The sequence below is a fragment of the Pseudomonas sp. WPR_5_2 genome, from assembly GCF_003634475.1.
Lineage (GTDB): Bacteria > Pseudomonadota > Gammaproteobacteria > Pseudomonadales > Pseudomonadaceae > Aquipseudomonas > Aquipseudomonas izuensis.
Window position 1 is genome coordinate 501,042 of the sequence record NZ_RBLA01000002.1, and the last position, 18,744, is coordinate 519,785.

Annotated in this window: 18 protein-coding genes; 4 read left to right on the forward strand and 14 right to left on the reverse strand. The window is 61.3% G+C overall.

From position 1 onward, the window contains the following. Window positions 1-7 precede the first annotated feature (7 nt). From BJ917_RS10970 to BJ917_RS10995, 6 genes are read right to left on the reverse strand one after another with little or no spacing between them, the layout of a single operon-like run. Window positions 8-892, reverse strand: coding sequence for a ChaN family lipoprotein (locus tag BJ917_RS10970; RefSeq protein WP_096510179.1), 885 nt, complete (start codon window positions 890-892; stop codon window positions 8-10). A gap of 57 nt (window positions 893-949) precedes the next feature. Beyond that, the gene (locus tag BJ917_RS10975) at window positions 950-1,717 is read right to left on the reverse strand and encodes a heme ABC transporter ATP-binding protein (RefSeq protein ID WP_096510180.1); all 768 of its coding nucleotides are present in this window, start codon (window positions 1,715-1,717) and stop codon (window positions 950-952) included. Beyond that, a complete protein-coding gene (locus BJ917_RS10980; RefSeq protein ID WP_172901665.1) occupies window positions 1,717-2,700 on the reverse strand; it encodes an iron ABC transporter permease in 984 nt (327 codons plus the stop codon). Before BJ917_RS10980 ends, BJ917_RS10975 begins: the two co-directional genes overlap by 1 nt. A 50-nt stretch (window positions 2,701-2,750) precedes the next feature. After that, a complete protein-coding gene (locus BJ917_RS10985) occupies window positions 2,751-3,644 on the reverse strand; it encodes a hemin ABC transporter substrate-binding protein (protein ID WP_121103353.1) in 894 nt (297 codons plus the stop codon). Between the two features lie 12 nt (window positions 3,645-3,656). Further along, complete coding sequence (locus BJ917_RS10990; protein ID WP_121103354.1) at window positions 3,657-4,727, reverse strand: hemin-degrading factor; 1,071 nt, start codon at window positions 4,725-4,727, stop codon at window positions 3,657-3,659. A gap of 16 nt (window positions 4,728-4,743) precedes the next feature. After that, window positions 4,744-5,508: an energy transducer TonB gene (locus BJ917_RS10995; RefSeq protein ID WP_121103355.1), complete on the reverse strand. Its 765-nt coding sequence runs from the start codon at window positions 5,506-5,508 to the stop codon at window positions 4,744-4,746. Between the two features lie 238 nt (window positions 5,509-5,746). Here BJ917_RS10995 and BJ917_RS11000 point away from each other — a divergent pair, with 238 nt between their 5' ends. Then, on the forward strand, window positions 5,747-7,975 hold the full coding sequence (locus tag BJ917_RS11000; protein WP_096510185.1) for a TonB-dependent hemoglobin/transferrin/lactoferrin family receptor: 2,229 nt from the start codon (window positions 5,747-5,749) through the stop codon (window positions 7,973-7,975). A 121-nt stretch (window positions 7,976-8,096) separates the two neighbouring features. Here BJ917_RS11000 and BJ917_RS11005 read toward each other — a convergent pair whose 3' ends face one another. Further along, window positions 8,097-8,882 carry an SDR family oxidoreductase gene (locus tag BJ917_RS11005; protein WP_096510186.1) on the reverse strand — a complete coding sequence of 262 codons (786 nt, stop codon included), beginning with the start codon at window positions 8,880-8,882 and terminating at the stop codon, window positions 8,097-8,099. A 216-nt stretch (window positions 8,883-9,098) separates the two neighbouring features. On the opposite strand from BJ917_RS11005, the gene BJ917_RS11010 reads away from it, so the two are divergent. Further along, a complete protein-coding gene (locus BJ917_RS11010) occupies window positions 9,099-9,548 on the forward strand; it encodes a helix-turn-helix domain-containing protein (protein WP_096510187.1) in 450 nt (149 codons plus the stop codon). Between the two features lie 146 nt (window positions 9,549-9,694). Here BJ917_RS11010 and BJ917_RS11015 read toward each other — a convergent pair whose 3' ends face one another. From BJ917_RS11015 to BJ917_RS11025, 3 genes are all read right to left on the reverse strand, one after another. Continuing rightward, window positions 9,695-11,137, reverse strand: coding sequence for a catalase (locus BJ917_RS11015; protein ID WP_121103356.1), 1,443 nt, complete (start codon window positions 11,135-11,137; stop codon window positions 9,695-9,697). A gap of 187 nt (window positions 11,138-11,324) precedes the next feature. Next, window positions 11,325-11,705, reverse strand: coding sequence for a response regulator transcription factor (locus BJ917_RS11020; RefSeq protein ID WP_096510188.1), 381 nt, complete (start codon window positions 11,703-11,705; stop codon window positions 11,325-11,327). Window positions 11,706-11,898: 193 nt separating this feature from the next. Then, window positions 11,899-12,429 carry a hypothetical protein gene (locus BJ917_RS11025; RefSeq protein ID WP_121103357.1) on the reverse strand — a complete coding sequence of 177 codons (531 nt, stop codon included), beginning with the start codon at window positions 12,427-12,429 and terminating at the stop codon, window positions 11,899-11,901. A gap of 363 nt (window positions 12,430-12,792) precedes the next feature. On the opposite strand from BJ917_RS11025, the gene BJ917_RS11030 reads away from it, so the two are divergent. Further along, window positions 12,793-14,226, forward strand: coding sequence for a mechanosensitive ion channel family protein (locus BJ917_RS11030; protein ID WP_121103358.1), 1,434 nt, complete (start codon window positions 12,793-12,795; stop codon window positions 14,224-14,226). Between the two features lie 163 nt (window positions 14,227-14,389). Here the strand turns inward: BJ917_RS11030 and BJ917_RS11035 are convergent, their stop codons facing one another. Further along, on the reverse strand, window positions 14,390-15,100 hold the full coding sequence (locus tag BJ917_RS11035; protein ID WP_305955478.1) for an AraC family transcriptional regulator: 711 nt from the start codon (window positions 15,098-15,100) through the stop codon (window positions 14,390-14,392). Window positions 15,101-15,148: 48 nt separating this feature from the next. After that, the gene (locus BJ917_RS11040) at window positions 15,149-16,522 is read right to left on the reverse strand and encodes a sensor histidine kinase (RefSeq protein ID WP_256658540.1); all 1,374 of its coding nucleotides are present in this window, start codon (window positions 16,520-16,522) and stop codon (window positions 15,149-15,151) included. Between BJ917_RS11040 and BJ917_RS32010 the strand changes: the two genes are divergently transcribed. Then, the gene (locus BJ917_RS32010) at window positions 16,512-16,772 is read left to right on the forward strand and encodes a hypothetical protein (RefSeq protein WP_172901562.1); all 261 of its coding nucleotides are present in this window, start codon (window positions 16,512-16,514) and stop codon (window positions 16,770-16,772) included. The two genes, BJ917_RS11040 and BJ917_RS32010, sit on opposite strands and share 11 nt — an antisense overlap. Before the next feature lie 76 nt (window positions 16,773-16,848). On the opposite strand, the gene BJ917_RS11045 is transcribed toward BJ917_RS32010, so the two are convergent. Then, window positions 16,849-18,051, reverse strand: a complete 1,203-nt coding sequence (locus BJ917_RS11045) for an NAD(P)/FAD-dependent oxidoreductase (protein WP_121103361.1) — start codon at window positions 18,049-18,051, stop codon at window positions 16,849-16,851. Window positions 18,052-18,289: 238 nt separating this feature from the next. Continuing rightward, the gene (locus BJ917_RS11050; RefSeq protein ID WP_096510194.1) at window positions 18,290-18,664 is read right to left on the reverse strand and encodes a response regulator transcription factor; all 375 of its coding nucleotides are present in this window, start codon (window positions 18,662-18,664) and stop codon (window positions 18,290-18,292) included. Between the last annotated feature and the right edge of the window lie 80 nt (window positions 18,665-18,744).

Genomic DNA, 18,744 nt, shown 5'->3' on the forward strand with positions numbered 1-18,744 from the left:
ATCAGATCTAACGTCGCAATTTGGCGCAGTGATCCTGCTCCGGCTGCGCCGCCGTGTACCACACGTAATCCGCGCTTTCTGCGCTCACTGTCTTACCGGCTTCGGCCAGCACCAGCACTGCATTTCCTTCGCCCGCCCCGAGGTCTTTCAGGTGCAACGGCACCCCCAAATCCTTGCGCACATGAAACGCCCCGGCCAACAACACTGCCGGCGTCGGTGCCGCCAACAGGCGCTCGGCCATGCGTCGGTCACGTTGCTGTTGCACGGCGAGCATCGCCGGCATTTGCGTTTCGGGCAGCAAGCCGCAGTGGGATTCTCGGATGTCCTCCAGCAATGTCGCGCGCACCTGTGGGGTCGTGGACGCTTCGCCGGTGAGCGTCGGGCGCTGTTTGTAGATCTGCATGATCTGCGCCCGATCCAGGTTGGCCGACAGCAGCGGGTAGGGTTGGCGCAGGGCGTAGGTGACCAGCGCGCCGTAGACGCCCCAATCCCAATTGGCTTGCCAGGACAGCGCCTGGTACGGATCGGCCGGTGGTTGACCGGCACGGGTGGCGGCCTGCGCCGCATCGACCTTGGCTTGTTGGTCGGGGTTGAGCATTTCCATCAGCAGACTGCCTTGCGGGCGTTGCCTGGCCAGTTCGCGCAGCAGCCATAGTTGCAGGGCATGGTGATCGGGATTGTCGTGTTGCTCGCCGACCAGCACCCGGGTTGCGCCAGCCAGGCGCTCGACCAGTTCTTGCGGTGTCAGGGTGCGCCCGGTGGCGAGCTCGCGGATCATACCGAGATCGGCATGATCCCGACCTTGCGACGCAATCGCTGCCGGGGGCGGCGTAACGTCGTGGGACTGGCAGGCAGCCAGCAGGCTGAACAGGCATAACAGCAGAATGCGCATCGGTGTTCCTTATTAGACAGTGGCCCCCTCGCGCGCAACGGCGGGAGAGGGCGGGTATCAGCGCGCGATAATCAACGGGTGGCCGCGTTCCGGGTGCTGGTGAATCAGCACCTGTAGCCCGTACACCGCTTGCAGGGCTTCGGCGGTCAGGACGTCGTCCGGCGTGCCGTAGGCGTGGGGGCGACCGTCCTGCAACAACAGCAGGTGATCGCAGTAACGCGCCGCCAGGTTCAGGTCGTGCAGGATCACCAGCACCGCCGCACCGCGTCCGGCAAAATCACGCACTGCTTGCAGGATAGTGTGCTGGTGCAGCGGGTCGAGCATCGAGGTCGGCTCGTCGAGCAGCAGCGTCTGCCCCTCGGCGCCCGGCCACAGTTGGGCGAGTACCCGCGCCAGATGCACCCGCTGGCGTTCGCCACCGGACAACGCCAGATAGCTGCGCCCGGCCAGGTGCAGGGCGTCGGCGGCGCCGAGCGCTTCGGCGACGATTTCGGCATCGCGCACACGACCGCTGGCATGGGGCAAGCGACCCATGCCCACCACTTCGTTGACCGAGAAGGCGAAGTTCAGGCTCGAACTCTGGGGCAATACCGCCAGGCGTTTGGCCCGCTCCTGGCCCGGCCAGTCGGCGAGCTTGCGCCCGTCCAGGCTGACCGTGCCTTCGCTGGCCGGCAGCTCATCGCACAAGGCGGCGAGCAGGGTGCTTTTGCCGGCGCCGTTTGGCCCCAGAACGCCCAGGACTTGTCCTGGGCGTAACTCGATATCGATGCCCGCCAGCACCGTGCGACTGCCGCGCCGGACCAGCAAGTTGTTTGCCCGCAGCATCAGGAACGCCCCCGTACCAGCAGATAAAGGAAGAAGGGTGCACCGATGAGTGCGGTGACGATACCGATCGGCAATTCGGCCGGCGCCAGCAGCAGGCGGGCGACCAGGTCGGCCATCAGCAACAGGCTGGCTCCGGCGAGCAGCGATGCCGGCAACAGCACCCGATGATCCGGGCCGATCAGCAGCCGCATCAGGTGCGGTACCACCAGGCCGATAAACCCGATCAGGCCCGCCGCCGCCACGGCGGCTCCGACACCCAGCGCCGTGCACAGCACCAGTTCCAGCTTGATCCGCTCGACATTGAAGCCCAGGTGCCGCGCTTCGGATTCACCCAGCAGCATCGCATTGAGCGCCGCGGCCCGACGGGGCAACCATAACGCCACGCCCACCGCCACGATCAGCAATGGCCACAGGCGCGGGTAGCTGGCGCCGTTGAGGCTGCCCAGGTTCCAGAAGGTCAGGGTACGCAACGTGGCGTCATCGGCCAGATAGGTAAACAGGCCAACGCCGGCACCGGCCATGGCGGTCATCGCCACGCCCGCCAGCAGCATGGTGGCGACGTTGGTCTGGCCATTGCTGCGGCCGAAGCGATAGACCACCGCCGTGACGATCAGGCCACCGGCGAAGGCGCACAGCGACAACAGGTAGGGTTCGATGGCCGGCGGCAAACCGCCGAAGAGGCTGCCACCGACGATGGCGATGGCCGCGCCCAGCGCTGCGCCACCGGACACCCCGACCAGCCCCGGGTCCGCCAACGGGTTGCGAAACAAGCCTTGCATGGCCACGCCGGACAACGCGAGTACCGAGCCGACCGCGATGCCGAGCAAACTGCGCGGCAAGCGGATTTGGCCGAGGATCAGCTCCGCCTGTTGCGTGTCGCCGCCATCAACCGGCAGCCCGAGCAGGCGCAACCCGGCGAGCAAGGTATCGCCCAGTGGCAGGCTGACCGGGCCCAGGGCCAGGGACAGCCAGAACACCAGCAGCAGCAACAGGCCCAGGGTGATCAGCATGGACCGTGGCTGGACGATGGCCGTCATCGGTTGTTCTCGGTTTTCTGGAGCTGGGCAATCTGTGCGGACGGGTAGAACGCCTTCGACAGTGTGCCCAGTGCATCGGGAATGCGCGGGCCAAGACCACCGACCAGCAGCGTCGGATCGATCACCAGTACCCGGCCTTCACGACCGGCCCGGGTCTGCGCGAGGATCGGATTCTGCTCAAGCAGGGCAGCCCGCGCGGCATCCCTTTCAAGACGGCCACCGGCGAAGATGATCACCTGCGGGTCGAGGGCCAGCATCGCCTCGTTGGACACGGGCTTGTAGCCGCTGTGTTCGGTGAGGTTCTGGCCGCCGGCCTGAGCGATCATCCAGGCGGCCAGCGTGTCCTTGCCGGCTGCCTGAAGATTGCCACCGGAATGGCTGAGCAGCATCAACACCCGCGGCGCGGGGTTTTGCTGCTGCACCTGCTTGACCCATGCGGCCTGACTGTCCAGACGCTGCTGATAACCGGCCATCAAAGCTTGCGCTTGATCAGGTTTGCCAAGCAGCTGCCCGAGTTCGGTCAGGTTGTGTTGCAACGACGGCACATCGGCCTTGGCCGACAACAACTCGATGCGCACCCCGGCAGCCTTCAATTGTGCCAGCACCGGTGGCGGGCCCATTTCCGCGCTGCCCACCAGAATGTCCGGCTTCAGCGCCAGAATGCCTTCGGCCGCCAGCGCACGCTGGTAGCCGATGCCCGGCAGGCTGTGCAGCGAGCGCGGGTACTGGCTGGTGCTGTCGACACCCACCAGTTTGCTCTCGCCACCCAGGGCAACCACCCATTCGCTGAACGCGCCACCGGCACTGACCCAGCGTTGGGGCAGGGCATCGGCCACCACCATCTGGCTGAGGAGCACGCCGGCGCAGGCCAGCAGTGATTTGATTCGCATCGCAAGACTTCCTTAGTCGATCAGGACGGTGGCGGTTTCAGCCAGGGCACGCCAGTCATCACGCTCCGGGATGCCCGGCTTGCGCACGCCGAACAGCTGGATGACCAGTTCACCGTCGGCATCGAAACCTTCGTAGCTGGTGATGATGCCATCGACGCTCGGCTTGCGCACACGCCACAGTTCGGTCACGCCGGTGGTCTTGAGGTGCAGGTTGAAGTTTGGATCAAGTACGTTGAACCAGGTGTCCATCCAGCGCAGGTTGCTCACGGGGCCGGAATGAATCTGGATGCAGTGCTTGTTGCCGACGAAGACCATGATCGGCACTTCACCCTGACCGGCGGCTTCGATGACCTTGGTCAGCTCGACGGTGGCCAGGGGTTCGGCCCATTCGTGACCGGCCAGGCGCAGGGCCTGGGTGCGCGCCACGTCATTGCGCTTGAGCAGGGCGAAGAAATCGTGGGTGTCCTGGAGCTGCGACCATTCGCTGCGCAGGGCGGTAACGTCCACGTCGGTGTCGGCGCGTGGGGCCTTGGCTGGCGGCAGGGGTTGCAGGTCCAGCCCGGTGCTTTGTTCTTCGGCGCGGAAACGCTCGATCAACGGAGCCCAGGCGGCTTCTTTACTGGTAGCGGTGAGGTACACCTTGTGCACGGCCACGCCCTGGCGGTCGAACACCTGGATGCTGCGTTGCGGGCCACGGGCGGTGGTTTCGTCAATGGCGAACACGCTGGCCCAGCCGCTGAGGAACAGGCGCAGGTCGATGTCCGGCGACAGCACCATGCCCATCTGACCGCTGCCCATCACCGTCACGTCGGCGTACACACCCTTGCGCTCGTGCACGCAATGCTCGTTGCGGGTCAGGGCCATGATGTAGCCCAGCTCGCCGAGTGCCGGCAGCAATGCTGCCCACTCCGGGCGCAGGCGCACGGCATCGGTGCCCAGGCGGCTGGCGGTCAGCTCGGCCTCGCTGACGCCCAGTTTGGCAGCGGCATCGCGGGCGCGCAGGCCCGACTGTTCGGCACGCAGCTGTTGCCAGTTCTGGTACAGCGCCGGGGTCGCGGACAGGGCGTTGGATTGAGCGGTCATGTGAACTCCTTCAGGGTCATCGGTTCGCCGTGAGGGCGAATTCTATGGGTATTTCCACGCGGCTGGGCACGGCCCGGCCATCGACAATTTCCGGGCGAAAACGCCATTGGGTAACGGCTTCCAGCGCGGCCTGGTCGAGGCTGTCCACACCCGAGGAGCGGGTCAGCACACGTTTGAGCTGCCGACCGCGTTCATCCAGGTGTACCTCGACCCGCACGATGCCTTGCTGATTGCGCCGGCGCGCGGTGTTCGGATAGCGCGGTGCCGGTGGCGGGGTGACGAAACTGGGGCGCAGGCTGACGACGGGCGTGAGTGGTGGAGCCGGGGTGACCATGGCCGTGGGCAGGGTGAGAGGCGTTTTTGTCGGTGCGGCTGTGGGGGCCGATGGGTTTGCATTCTGCGCGGTTGAAGTCGGCGCGCTGGCAGGCTGAACCGGACGAGGTTCGGCGCGTGGTGGCGGCGGTGTCTTGGGTTGCGGCTTCGCTGGCGTGGCCGCCTTGACGATTGCAGGCTGGGTACTGACTGGCAGCGGCTTGATGGGGATGGGATTTGCCTTCGCTGGTGCATCCGCCTTTGGCAGTGTGAGCGGCTGACGCACCGGCTCGGAACGTACAGCGGGAGCCGGGATGGCCTTCGCCACCGGTTCAAGATTCACCACTTGAATCGCCATCGGCGGCTGCCAGGCGAGCGGTTCAGCCTCGGCCCGAAACTCGCGCAACAGCCAGCCCACGCTCAGATGCAGCGCGATCGACAGCAGCAGATAGCCCCAAAAGTGCTTCATGTACGTTCGTACTTATTCCTGATGAGAACGCACATGATAATAATTTGCATTTGCGTGTCAAGCTCGTTTATCTTCGCCCCCCGCTGCCAAGCAAGCGTTTGGTCCAGGCCTTCCCAGAAAGGTCTCGAACGCTGCGTTACCTAAAAAATCAAACACATGCCGGACAGCTCTAACCGCTGACAAGGTCCTGCCAAGGGTCTTGCCAAGTGACGGCTGTCTGCACATCAGGAGTGAGTAGATGTCGATCCGCCCGCCATTCGCCAAACGTCCCTGGTTGTCCCTGTTGTTGCTGTCGCCATCGTTGGCCCTGGCTGCAGAACCCGTGACCCAGTTCGATACCGTCAGCGTGACCGCCACCCGCACCGAGCAGACCTTGCTGCAAGTGCCGAGCACGGTGTCGGTGCACAACGAACGGGAAATCGATCAGCACAACGACAAGGACCTCAAGGACCTGGTGCGTTATGAGCCGGGCGTTTCGGTGGAGGGCACCGGTAGCCGCTTTGGCAATACCGGGGCAACCATCCGCGGCATCAATGGCAATCGCGTCCTGACCCAGGTCGATGGCGTGCGCATGCCGCAGAGCAACTTCTTCAGCCCGTTCCAGGACGTGCGCAGCAACTACGTCGACCTCGACACCGTCAAGCAGGTGGAAATCATCCGCGGCCCGGCGTCTTCGCTGTACGGCAGCGACGCCATCGGCGGTGCGGTCAGCTACCTGACCAAGGACGCCGGCGATTACCTGGAGGAGGGTGACGACACCTACGCCCGTTTCAAGACCGGTTATGACGGCAGCGATGACAGCTGGCAGCGCAGCGCCACCTTCGCCGCCCGTGAAGGTTCGGTCGACGGCCTGTTGCACCTGGGCCGTCGCGATGGCCAGTCCACCGATACCTGGGGCGGTATTGGTGGTGTCGGCGCTACCCGCGAAGACGCCAACCCGCTCGACTACACCACCAAAAACCTGCTGGCCAAACTGGGTTGGGACTACGCCGATGGCGACCGTTTGCAGTTCACCTACGAGCGCTACGAGGACGACGCCAATAGCAACCTGCTGAGCGACGTCGTCACCCGCGCCACCACGACCAGCCCGGCGATTCTCGGCTCCAGCTCTGAAGACAGCATCGACCGCACCCGCTATAGCCTGGCGCACACCCTGAGCCTGGACAGCCTGCTGGCCGACAAACTGCAATGGCAGTTGAACTATCAGGAAAGCGGCAACAACCAGAAGACTTTGCAGCAGCGCCAGACTGTCTCCCGTGTGAACCGTGTGCGTACCCGCGACTCGCAATACGATGAGCGCCTGTGGAGCCTCAATACTCAGCTCGACAAGGAATTCGCCATCGCCGATACCCGACACCACCTGATCTACGGTGCCGAGGTCAAACGCATCGACGCCAGCAACCTGCGCAAGGGCAGTGAAGTGCGCCTGGACACCGGCGCAACAGTGCCGGCCACGGAGAATTTCCCGGTCAGCGACTTCCCGGACCCGACCAGCGATTCCCTGGGGCTGTTCGTGCAGGACAACATCGAGATCGGCCGCTGGACCCTGTTGCCCGGCGTGCGCTACGACTACTACCGCCAGACGCCGCATGTCACCCAGGAGTACCTCAACGGCCTGCCATCGGAAACCGATCCGTCGCGCATCACTGACGATCACATCTCACCGAAACTCGGCGTGACCTATCAACTGACTGAACACGAAAGCCTGTACGGCCAATACGCCGCCGGTTTCCGCGCACCAAGCGCGATCAACATGTTCGGCGAATTCAGCAACCCGCAATTCGGTTACCAGCAGATCGGCAACCCCGACCTGAAACCGGAAACCAGCGACAGCTACGAATTCGGCCTGCGCGGTCGCTACGACCTGGGCAGCTTCGGCATCGCGCTGTTCTACAACAAGTATAAGGACTTCATCGACACCGACACCGTGCCGGACCCGAACGGCACTGGCCTGCTGACCTTCCAGCCACGCAACATCGGCAAGGTCACCATCCGAGGCGCCGAAGCCAAGGGCGACATCAAGCTCGACGCTTTCATGCCGGCGGGCACCCGTGCCCTGGGCTCGATTGCCTACGCCCGTGGCAAGGACGAAGAAACCGGCGAGGCGCTGAACAGCGTCGATCCGCTCAAGGCCGTATTGGGCCTGGGCTACGATGCACCGAGTGGCGTGTACGGCGGCCAGTTGACCTGGACCCTGGTGCAGGCCAAGGACCGCGTCGACCACACCAAAGATGCCGAGCTGCTGATCAACCGCCAGTTCGAAACCCCGGGCTACGGCGTGCTCGACCTCAATGCCTGGTGGCAAGTGACCGAGCAAGTCTCGATCAATGCCGGGCTGTTCAATCTGACCGATCAAAAGTACTGGAACTGGGGCGACGTCCAGGGCCGCGATGAAAACGCCGCCGGCCTCGGCCGCCTGACTCAACCTGGGCGTTACACCGCCGTGAACCTGATCTGGGAAATCTGATCGGTGTGCATCCTGTAGGAGCGAGCCTGCTCGCGATGGACGTCAACGATAACGCGCCCTGTCAGGATGAACGCGTTGTCTGGACGTTTTTCGCGAGCAGGCTCGCTCCTACATTTGATAGTCAAGACGCCCAGTTTTTTCGGTGAGCCGGTGCACCCAGAGGTGAACCTGTTGCACCGCCATCAACGACGATCTCCGCGCCCACCACATTGCTGGAATCGCTGGAGGCGAGGAACAACGCCACCGTCGCCACTTCTTCGGCTTCGCCGATGCGACCGAGGGGAATGGTGGTCTGCAATTTCACTTCCAGTGCATCCATGGCCGCCGAACTTGAGGCCAATGGGTTCCACACCGGCGTGCGTGCAGCACCGGGGGTGATCTGATTGACCCGGATGCCACGAGGCGCAAACTCCGAAGCCATGACCCGAGTCATCGAGCGCACGGCGCCTTTGGTCGCTGCGTAAGCGCTGTAGCCTGGCCAGCCCATGTCGGCGTGCACCGAGCCGTTCAAAATGATCGAGGCACCGGGATTGAGGTGCGGCTCTGCGGCTTGCACGGTGAAGAACGTGCCGGTGAGGTTGGTCTGGATGATGCTCTGGAACACCTCCAGGGTGGTACCGCCAACCGGGGTCAGTTCAGCAATGCCCGCATTGGCGAACACGATGTCCAGTTTGCCAAACGCGGCGACCGCTTCAGCCACGGCGCGCTCGATTTCCTTGACGTCGGTCAGGTCGGCCTGGATCGCCAACAGGTTCGGTCCCAACGCCTCCCTGGCTTCATCCAGGGTTTTTTGACTGCGGCCGGTGATGGCCACCTTTGCCCCTTCAGCGATGAAAAGCTTCGCGGTCGCCAGGCCCAGGCCGCTGTTGCCGCCGGTGATGAATGCCGTTTTTCCAGCCAGTTTCATGGTGAGTTTTCCTGTGATTAAAGGTTTTATGATGCAACCATCAAGGGCGGTGCAAAGGTGCGTCTGGCACCGGCTTCAATGTGTGGAACCGGGTTTGTGGTTTTATAATGAAACCAACGGCTGTAATTATTAGCATCGGCGGTTGTATTATGCAACCACTTGCGAGGCGACGCAGTTGGCGTCGGTTCTGGCCATTTTCCAGTGGAGGTACGTTACGTGAAGCGCAAAAGCTTGCAGGGTGATCCTTGCCCCGTCGCCCGGTCCCTGGATTTGATCGGCGATTGGTGGTCGCTGTTGATCATCCGTGATGCGCTCGCCGGAACGCGGCGATTCAGCGATTTCCAGAAAAGCCTGGATGTCGCGAAAAACATCCTCAGTACGCGGCTCAAAGGATTGGTGGCGCAGGGGGTGATGGAAATGGTCCCGGCGGCGGACGGCAGCATCTACAAGGAGTACGCGCTGACCGAAAAGGGTAGGGCCTTGCAGACCGTGCTGATTGCGCTTTCGCAGTGGGGCAACGAGTTCATGTACGAACCCGGCGAACTGGGTTCGGTGATGGTCGACGCAAAAAACCGCAAGCCCATCCAGAAGCTGGAACCAGTGGCCGCCGATGGACGACACCTGGCACCGGATGAAGTGGCGACCCGACTGGGTGTGCCGCATTGAGATTTCAAATGCGCACCGCGATCCACTGTTGGAGCGGGCTTGCTCGCGAAGAGGGAGTGTCAGTCGACAGTGATGCTGCCTGTTCCACCGCCTTCGCGAGCAGGCTCGCTCCCACAGTAAATCGCGGTCACTGAAGACTAAGTGTGTTACCGATCTAACTCAGCCAACGCCCTGGCAACCCCCGCACCATAGAACGGATCGGCCATCGTGCAGTGGGCGATATGCCGTTGCTGCACCTCTTGGGAAACGCCACTGAGCGAACGCGCCGTGTTTTCGAACAATGCCTGTTTCGCAGGTTCCGACATCAGGCGGAAGAGGTTGCCCGGCTGTTCGAAGTGGTCCTCGTCCACACGATGATCCCAATGACCGGCAGCGCCGGCGATCTTCAGCGGCGGCTCGCGGAAGTCCGGTTGATCGGCCCAGGCGTTGTCGCTGTTGGGCACGTACGCCAGTTGGCCGCCGTAGTTGCCGTCCACGCGCATGGCACCGTCGCGGTGGAAGCTGTGCACCGGGCAGCGGGCGGCGTTGACCGGAATCTGGTGGTGATTGATCCCCAGGCGGTAACGCGCGGCATCCCCGTAGGCGAACAGCCGCGCCTGCAGCATCCGGTCCGGTGAAAAGCCAATGCCCGGCACCACGTTCGATGGGGAAAACGCCGCTTGTTCGACTTCGGCAAACACGTTTTGCGGGTTGCGGTTCAGTTCGAAGTAACCCACTTCGATCAGCGGGTAGTCCTGGTGCGGCCAGACCTTGGTCAGGTCGAACGGATTGACTGCATGATCCCGGGCCTGCTCTTCGGACATGACCTGGATGTAGAAGGTCCAGCGCGGAAAGTCCCCGGCCTCAATGCTGTCGAACAGATCCCGATGATGACTTTCCCGGTCCCGGCCGATGAGGTCCTGGGCCTGTGCATCGCTCAGGTTCTCAATGCCCTGTTGGGACTTGAAGGTGAACTTGACCCAGTGCCGCTCGTTACTGGCATTGATCAGGCTGAAGGTGTGGCTGCCGAAACCGTGCATGTGCCGGTAGCTGCGCGGAATGCCGCGCTGGCTCATGACGATGGTCACCTGGTGCAGGGCTTCGGGCAGTGACGTCCAGAAATCCCAGTTGCTTTGCGCGTTGCGCATACCGGTGCGCGGATCACGCTTGACCGCATGGTTGAGGTCCGGAAAGCGCAATGGATCGCGGAAAAAAAACACCGGGGTGTTGTTGCCCACCAGGTCCCAGTTGCCTTGTTCGGTATAGAACTTCAAGGCAAAACCACGGATATCGCGCTCGGCATCGGCCGCGCCGCGTTCACCGGCAACGGTGGAGAAGCGAGTGAAAATCGGCGTTTGCTTGCCCACCTCCGAGAACAGACGGGCCTTGGTGTAGCGCGTCACATCGTGCGTCACGGTGAAGGTGCCGTAGGCGCCGGAGCCTTTGGCATGCATGCGCCGCTCGGGAATCACTTCGCGGTCGAAGTGGGCGAGTTTTTCCAGAAGCCAGACATCTTGCAGCAAGGCAGGGCCGCGGGGACCGGCGGTCTGGGTATTGAAGTTGTCGACGACGGGGGCGCCGTTGATCGAAGTCAGTTTGTTTTTCGGCATGGCACGGTTTACTCAAGTTAAAGTTTTTAGTTGCACGGAAAGAGTGAAAGTCCTGAAGGAATCAAGCACTGATAGGGACGATATTATTTGTTGAAGAACCGTGGCGCATCGCTGCGATCGGTAAGTGGGTGCATGCTTGAGTCTGAGGCGGTTAAACCAACGTATTAAGAAGAAACGGGTTGATGGATCAGCATTGACCCCGGCGTTTCAAGATCGCTTCAATACAGGCCAACAGCGCATTCGTGTTGAAAGGTTTGGCGAAATAACCCTCCGGCTGTCGCACCTTGTCGCTGAACTTCGGCGGCATGCCGGACTTGCCGGTGATGAACAGTGTGGGGATGTGGATGTTTCTTGCGGCCAGGGCTTCGTACATTTTCACGCCGCACATGCCGGGCATCTGGATATCCGATATCAGGCAATCCGTCTGCTCGGGTCCGCTGGATTGAAGAAAGGCATAGGCACTGTTGTAGGTTTTTACTGTGTAACCGTAAGAGCGCAACAAGCTATCCAGTGAGATAAGAATACATTCGTCATCATCAACAACTGAAATAATAGGTGTGTTGAACATGTAAAGACCTTGCGTCATTGCGAGTGGCGCCCGCCATACTTGCAAGATACGCGCTCCAATAATGCGGGATAGTATACTTGGGTATGTCTGGTTGTTTCTTCGCGGTGGCTGAGATGGGTTGTCAATATCAACAAGCGAATCAATGAATGTTTATTAGTTGCCGAACTCTCTTGCAAGGCCTGAACCAGAGGTTTCATCCTGGTGGCTCCTGGGTCAGGTTATCCTCGATCAACAAGATGAAATGCGCGTTGTGCCGGACGCATTCTCCAAAGAAGCGTTTGCTGGCGTTGTCCTTGTTGGCGACGGCGCAGTCACGGTAATCACGCAGCAAGGCGTCGGCGGCCCGCAGTCGGCGTGTGCCCCTATCAATGCCGGTCAGGCAATCGGCAAAACACGTCCACTCGCCGGTGTCATTGAGGTGATAAAGCGTCGCGGTGTCGGCGTAACCACCCAGGTCGGTGATGGCCGTGCTCAGGAAGTCGGCATAGCCGGTATTAGCGCGCACCAGGCGATGAAACAGTTGTTGGATCGGCAGGAAGCTGACGTTATGCAGCTTCTGCTGACCCCGTTTGAGCTGCGCGAGGAGGCTCAGCACGGTGCCCAGGAGGTCATTGAGTACATCGATGATCTCCACACGCTCGGCGCAGGACAAGGACGTATGCGCGCCATAGCGACTGATGCGCAGCGGGTGACTGACGATGTACAGCTTTTGCAATGCGTTCATGACAACCGTCCCCTAGCCAGCGCATCGGCGCGATGAATTGATCCATTCGATGTGGCCAGATTAAGTCGACGCGCGCCCGATAACACTCCTACCTCAAGACGGCGGCCTAGCACATGGGGCTATGTCCGTTATACCCGGGTATAGACGGTTAGCACTGAGGTAGGAGTGCCTGATGCCAGCGGGCAGCTTACAGTGCGGGGACGATTGAATTCACAAGGCTGGCTGCCTGTTTTTTCGACGGCCCGTTGCGACGGTCTTCGCGGCTTTTCTCCCATCAACGCTACTCTGTTCACTGACGGCGATCGCAGGCGGGTTCCTGTTTGAAGAAGGGCATCCGCCTGCAAGGTTGTGGAGAAATCATTCATGTTCACCTTCCTGCAGGCTCATCCGTTGATCTGCGGTGTCATCCTGATCCTCATCGACCTGGCGTCCTGGCAATTGATCGGGGGGGCGCGGCACAACCTGCGGTTGTGCGTGCGCATCGGCATTTTCGTGGCGTTCAGCTGGGTCATGACCGCGGCCGGCATCAGCCCGTTACAACCGCCACTGTGGCCGGAGGATGCCATCCTCAACCTGATGGGCACGGTGCTGGGCATCGGCTGGTGGCTGTTCGCGGCCCGGACCGTGACCATCATCCTCGGCTATGGCCTGATCTCCCGGGCCGGGCACAGCGCACGCTTGCTCTACGATCTGATCGGCGCATTGATTTTCCTGATCGCCATCGTCGGTGCCGCGGCATACGTCCTGCAGTTGCCGGTCAAAGGCTTGCTGGCGACATCCGGGGCAATGGCGATCATTGTCGGCCTGGCCCTGCAAAGCACCCTGAGCGATGTGTTTTCCGGGATCGTGCTCAACACCACCAAGCCTTACCAACTCAATGACTGCATTTCCATCGATGGCACCTCGGGCAAGGTGGTCGAAATCGACTGGCGCTCGACCCACCTGATGACCGACATGGGCGGCATCGCCGTAGTGCCCAACTCGGTGGCGGCGAAAGCGCGGATCATCAATTTCAGCCGGCCCGGCGATGTCAACGGCATCAGTGTGACCATTGCCGTGCCCAGCAGCGTGCGCCCGCGCCGGGCCATCGATGCCCTGGAAAAAACCTTGCGCGGGACCCGGGCGCTGTTGCAGTCCCGCTCGGCCAAAGTCTCGGTCAAAAGCTCCCACCTGGATTACACCGAGTACGAACTGAAGGGGTTCATCGCGTCGGCCAAGAACAGGAACGAAGTGAGCAACCTGATGTTCGACCTCGCCCATCGTCACCTCGAAGCGGCGGGCGTCATTTGGGGCCATGGCCAGGAAGAGCAGCGCTGGAACCGTCAACGCCGGCTGTTGGAGGATGTGCGGATCTTCCGCTCGCTGAGCAACGATGAACGTGACAGCCTCGCCGACGAAATGACCCCGGTGGACTATCAGGCCGACGAGGTAATCCTGGCGTTCGGTGAAGTTGCCGATTGCCTGATGATCCTCAGCACCGGGGTGGTATCGGTATCGATTCACGACGGCGAAAAGCTTATCGAAGCGGGGCGCATGGGGCCGGGAGAAGTCTTGGGTGAGGAGGGGATTCTTGCCGATAAACCCTCCCGGGGCGAGTTCCGCAGCATCACCAGCGGCCGGTTGTTCCGCATCGAAAAAACCTTGTTCGGCAACCAGCTCGAACACCTTGGCGAGCTGAAAAGCGCCCTGAGCAACTTGCAGGACCAGCGCCAGGAAATCCGCGAGACCGTGGTCATGCAAAAGCCTGTCGAGATCAAGAAAAGCGGCTTGTTGCAGTGGTTGATGCAACGCCGGTGATGCCTTTCACCGACCCCCCCCGTGCCCAGGGAGCTTACCTGTGGGAGCGAGCCTGCTCGCGAAGAAGTCACCTCGATTTAGTGTGGTGCGGCGGATGAAGCTTTCGCGAGCAGGCTCGCTCCCACAGGTAAGCTTCCTTGCCACAGGTCATCATCGTTTGCGGTCAGGCACCGGCCGGGCATTGGGATTGCAACAGCGGGCTCCATTGGTCCTGATTGTCCGGGCGGCGGTAATACACCACCATGCGCCGGGCGACCTGCATCGCCATTTCACGCCCGCAATCGGCCTCGACCAGCGCCAGGGCCAGATCGATCCCGGCACTGATGCCCGCCGAGGTCCACACCGACTGTTGCTGCACGAAAATCGCCTCGCGATCGAGTTCGACCTGCGGGAACAGGCGCTCGAACACATCGGCCATCACCCAGTGGGTTGCTACGCGCAGGCCGTCGAGCAAGCCGGCCTGTGCCAGCAGGAATGTACCGCTGCACACTGACGCCATGCGTCTGGCTGTGGTTGAGGTGACGCGCAACCAGTCCACCAGCGCTGGGTTGTCGGCCATGACCTGGCGGATCTGCGGGGAGCCCGGGACGATCACTGAGTCGATCGGGCTGTCGATAAATTCACTCAGGCGCCGGGTCTCCACCACCAGGCCCTCGGCCGTCGGGACCGGTCCACCTTCCATGCTGGCCGTGTGCAGGGTGTAACCCGGCAAACCGCATTCGACCAGGCCATGGTTCGCCGCAAAAAAAACAGTCTGGGCAGCGGTCAGGTCCAGCAAGCCTATATGCGGGTAGGCCACGAACACGATGGTGCGCGGTGGTGCCTGCTCGGCGTTGGCGCGTTCAGGGGTGTAGCTCATCTCATCGATAGACACTGCTGGTACTCCAGGTCGCCGCATGGCGTCGTCAGGTGTGGGGGAGGGTTATTCATCGTGTTCCAGGGTGGTCAGCGGAATCGCAAACAGGAACTGGGTGCCGACCCCCACCGTGCTGCTGACCCAGATGCGTCCGCCATGGAATTCAATGATGGAGCGGCAGATCGCCAGTCCCATGCCCAGGCCGTTTGGCTTGGTCGTGAAGAACGGATCGAACAGCGACGCCAGAATGTCTTCGGCAATGCCGGTGCCGGCATCGGCGACTTCGAGCACCGCCTCGTTGTCCTGCACCGAGGTGAGAATCCGCAGGGTTCGTGGCCGGTCGTGCACGTTGGTCATGGCCTGGCAGGCATTGACGATCAGGTTGATGATCACTTGCTGCAGCTGAATCCGGTCGACTTTGACCTGGGCACCGGGAGCGCGCAGTTGCAGGTAAGGGCGCACCTGATGGTTGGAGGTGTCATGTTGCATGAGGGTCAATGAGTCACTGACGATGTCATCGAACACTTCGGTCCTGCGCTGCACGTCACTCTGGCGCGACAACGCCCTGATGCACGCGATGACTTCGGAGGCCCGGCAAGAGTTTTGAATGATCCGGTCCAGTGAGCGGCGTGCTTCTTCAAGATTCGGTTCCGCGCGATTGATCCAGCGTTTGCAGGATTCACCACTGGTGATCACGGCGGCCAGCGGTTGATTGATTTCATGGGCGATGGAGGCGGCGAGTTCACCCATGGAGGTCACCCGCGTGACGTGCGCCAGTTTTGCCTGGGAATGAAACAGCGCTTCTTCGGCCTGCCTGGCGGCGGTCACGTCCATCAAGGCGCCGACATACTCGATGCGCCCGTGAGGGTTGAACAACGGATTGGCAATCAACCGTACGTGCTTGATTCGACCGTCCGGCATCACCAGCCGATGTTCCACTTCGATCAGTTTTTCCCGAAGCGCGGCCTTTTCGAAAACACTTTCGACAATCGGCCAATCATCCGCAGGGGTGCGCGCCCTGACCAGGTCCAGCGACGGTGTGACATCCAGTGGGTACTCCAGGATGCGTGCAGACTCTTGCGACCACGACACGCTGTAATCATCGACAATCAGACCAATGCTGCCGGTGCGGCTGAGTTTTTGTGCACCTACAAAAAACGCCTCTTTGCGACGCAAGCTGTCGTTCGCCCGTTTGCTTCTCAGCGCCAGCAGGGCGATGGCGCTCAGCGCGATCACACAGCGCACGAATCCAGCGATCAGCTTCTGGTCGCGATAGCCTTCGTCGAGGATGAAGCTGGCGGTCAGGAAGGCCACGCAACTGAAGGCCACGGCAAGGAAAACAGGGACGGAAAAGATGTTGGCCGACATGAACACCAGGGTGATGTAGAGCAGTGTCGGTGCGACATCCACGTTAAGCAGGGAGTTGGTAATGAAGATCATGCTGCCCACCGCGATGGCGGCCAGCCAGGCTATGGCGTCTGATGAAAAAAGTTGCTTGCAACGTTTGATGATAGACATTTGTTTTTCCAGATTTGCTATCGAACGGCGCACCCGAGAGGCCGGGCAAACTCTTCATTACGTTTTACTTGCGCTCCTGCAAGAAAAAACGCCCGCCAAAAAAACCAGTGGCAGGCGCTTGGGAAATGTCCCGGTCCAGCAAGGAGAGGGCTGGTCGGGATACAGGCGTTGACTGCAGATCAACTGCCAAGTCCGGACAGGTCACTGCAAAAGGGGCTGCCGGATGGGGGCCCGGCAACCCCGACGGATCAGGCCACCGGGATCAGCGGGTCGGCCGCGGCCAGGGCAGCGGCACGATCAGCCGCCGGCGGATAGATCCATACCGTGTTGATCTGGGTCTTGAGTTCCTTGGCTTCGTGCTTGACCAGTTTGACCTGGCGATCCCAGCCCTCGGTGAACACCGCGCCCCAGCTGCCCAGGTCCAGGCAGGTGACGTACTTGGGCTGGCTGTAGGCAATCGGTTCCACGCCCAGCAGCTCGGCGACGACGTTGTTGCCGGCATGACGGCCCAGGCAAATCGCATGCTGGCAGGACATCGCCGCGAAGTTGCCCAGCTCATCCGTCGCGGCATAGGCCACGTCGCCGGTGGCATACACGTCGGCGTGACCGCGCACCTTCAGGTTCTGGTCGACATGCAGGCGACCCTGACGATCACGGGTACCTTGCACTTGCTCGGTCAACGGGCTGGCGCGGAAACCGACGGTCCAGATCACGGTGCTGGACTCGATGCGCTGGCCATTGGCGAGGGTGACGCCACCGGCATCGACCGAGGCGACGCTGGTACCGACAATCCACTCGATGCCCAGGTGCTCCGACGCTTCGATAATCGATGGACGAATTCCATCGCCCAAGGACGCGGCGATTTGCGGGGCGAGGTCGACCACAATCACGCGGATGTCGGCGTTCTCACCCAGCACGGCACGCAGGCGCGCCGGCATTTCGGTCGCGGTTTCGATACCGGTGAAACCACCACCGGCCACCACTACGGTGTTGCGGGCCGCGCTGGCAGGCAAGTCTTTCAACCCGTTGATGTGGGCTTCCAGGCGCGTGGCGGATTCGATCTCGTCGACATCGAACGCGTGCTCGAGCATGCCCTCGACCGGTGGACGCATCAAGCGACTGCCGGCGGCCAGCACCAGGCGGTCGTAGCTCAGCTGGCCTTGAGCACCAGAGACCTTGGTGTAGCTGACCTGTTTGTTTTTCTCGTCGATCACCTCGGCCGAACCCTGGACGAATTTCACGCCCACGGCGTCGAACAAGTCGTTCAATGGCGCCTTCATGTTGTGCACGTTAGGCTCGTAGAAGCGCGGACGAATGCGCAATTCGGCTTGTGGAGCCAAAACGGTGATCTCGACGTCATTGCGATCATGCATGTCCAGCAGGCGAGCAGCGCTCAACGCACTCCAGACCCCACCGAACCCTGCACCAATAATCAAAATCTGTTGTTTCATTGTTATAGCTCCTGAAGAACAATCGAGGGCGTGAAAAAGATGTTTCGCAGTCAGCGCGACCGCTATGGCTCTTTGTTGCGATGTGCCTGTACAACGCTAAATAGAGAGGGTTCGGCTTGATCTGAAACAGATGTTATTCGAGGGCCTTGTTCCTGGCACTGCTACATTGGGTCATTGGCAGTATGACTAAGTGTTATCGGGCTATACCAAGGTGTTAGTTGCACGCTGTGAGCAGAGATTAGTTGTGCGGATCGAGGACTGTTTCGATACAGTCGAGCAACTTTTCGGTTGCGAAGGGTTTGGGGAAAAAAGCGACTGGCTTCAAGGTGTTGGCGTCGGGATGACGCTGTGCGTCGGGGTTTCCGGTCATGAAGATCACCGGAACATGAATGCCTCTGGCCGACAGTTCTTCATACATTTCAATGCCGTCCATTTCCGGCATTTGTATATCGGAGATCAGGCAGGACGTCACGCCAGGCCCATCGGAAAAGAGGAACTCGTGGGCGCTTGCATAAGTTCGCACCGTATATCCGCTGGAGCGCAATAAACTGTCCAGTGCCATCCTGACGGATTCATCATTATCGACGACGGCAATCATTGCCTTATTGCGCATAGTTGTGTCCTGCCTGGTAGCGGAAAGCACTTAGAGGCTGTCCGCCATCCCTGCAAGATACGCCGTCCTGAATGGATGCC

Coding starts and splice junctions, on each gene's coding strand:
- BJ917_RS10970 (WP_096510179.1), bottom strand. CDS start 892: ATGCGCATTCTGCTGTTATGCCTGTTCAGCCTGCTGGCTGCCTGCCAG.
- BJ917_RS10975 (WP_096510180.1), bottom strand. CDS start 1,717: ATGCTGCGGGCAAACAACTTGCTGGTCCGGCGCGGCAGTCGCACGGTG.
- BJ917_RS10985 (WP_121103353.1), bottom strand. CDS start 3,644: ATGCGAATCAAATCACTGCTGGCCTGCGCCGGCGTGCTCCTCAGCCAG.
- BJ917_RS10990 (WP_121103354.1), bottom strand. CDS start 4,727: ATGACCGCTCAATCCAACGCCCTGTCCGCGACCCCGGCGCTGTACCAG.
- BJ917_RS10995 (WP_121103355.1), bottom strand. CDS start 5,508: ATGAAGCACTTTTGGGGCTATCTGCTGCTGTCGATCGCGCTGCATCTG.
- BJ917_RS11000 (WP_096510185.1), top strand. CDS start 5,747: ATGTCGATCCGCCCGCCATTCGCCAAACGTCCCTGGTTGTCCCTGTTG.
- BJ917_RS11005 (WP_096510186.1), bottom strand. CDS start 8,882: ATGAAACTGGCTGGAAAAACGGCATTCATCACCGGCGGCAACAGCGGC.
- BJ917_RS11015 (WP_121103356.1), bottom strand. CDS start 11,137: ATGCCGAAAAACAAACTGACTTCGATCAACGGCGCCCCCGTCGTCGAC.
- BJ917_RS11020 (WP_096510188.1), bottom strand. CDS start 11,705: ATGTTCAACACACCTATTATTTCAGTTGTTGATGATGACGAATGTATT.
- BJ917_RS11025 (WP_121103357.1), bottom strand. CDS start 12,429: ATGAACGCATTGCAAAAGCTGTACATCGTCAGTCACCCGCTGCGCATC.
- BJ917_RS11030 (WP_121103358.1), top strand. CDS start 12,793: ATGTTCACCTTCCTGCAGGCTCATCCGTTGATCTGCGGTGTCATCCTG.
- BJ917_RS32010 (WP_172901562.1), top strand. CDS start 16,512: ATGAAGATCATGCTGCCCACCGCGATGGCGGCCAGCCAGGCTATGGCG.
- BJ917_RS11040 (WP_256658540.1), bottom strand. CDS start 16,522: ATGATCTTCATTACCAACTCCCTGCTTAACGTGGATGTCGCACCGACA.
- BJ917_RS11045 (WP_121103361.1), bottom strand. CDS start 18,051: ATGAAACAACAGATTTTGATTATTGGTGCAGGGTTCGGTGGGGTCTGG.
- BJ917_RS11050 (WP_096510194.1), bottom strand. CDS start 18,664: ATGCGCAATAAGGCAATGATTGCCGTCGTCGATAATGATGAATCCGTC.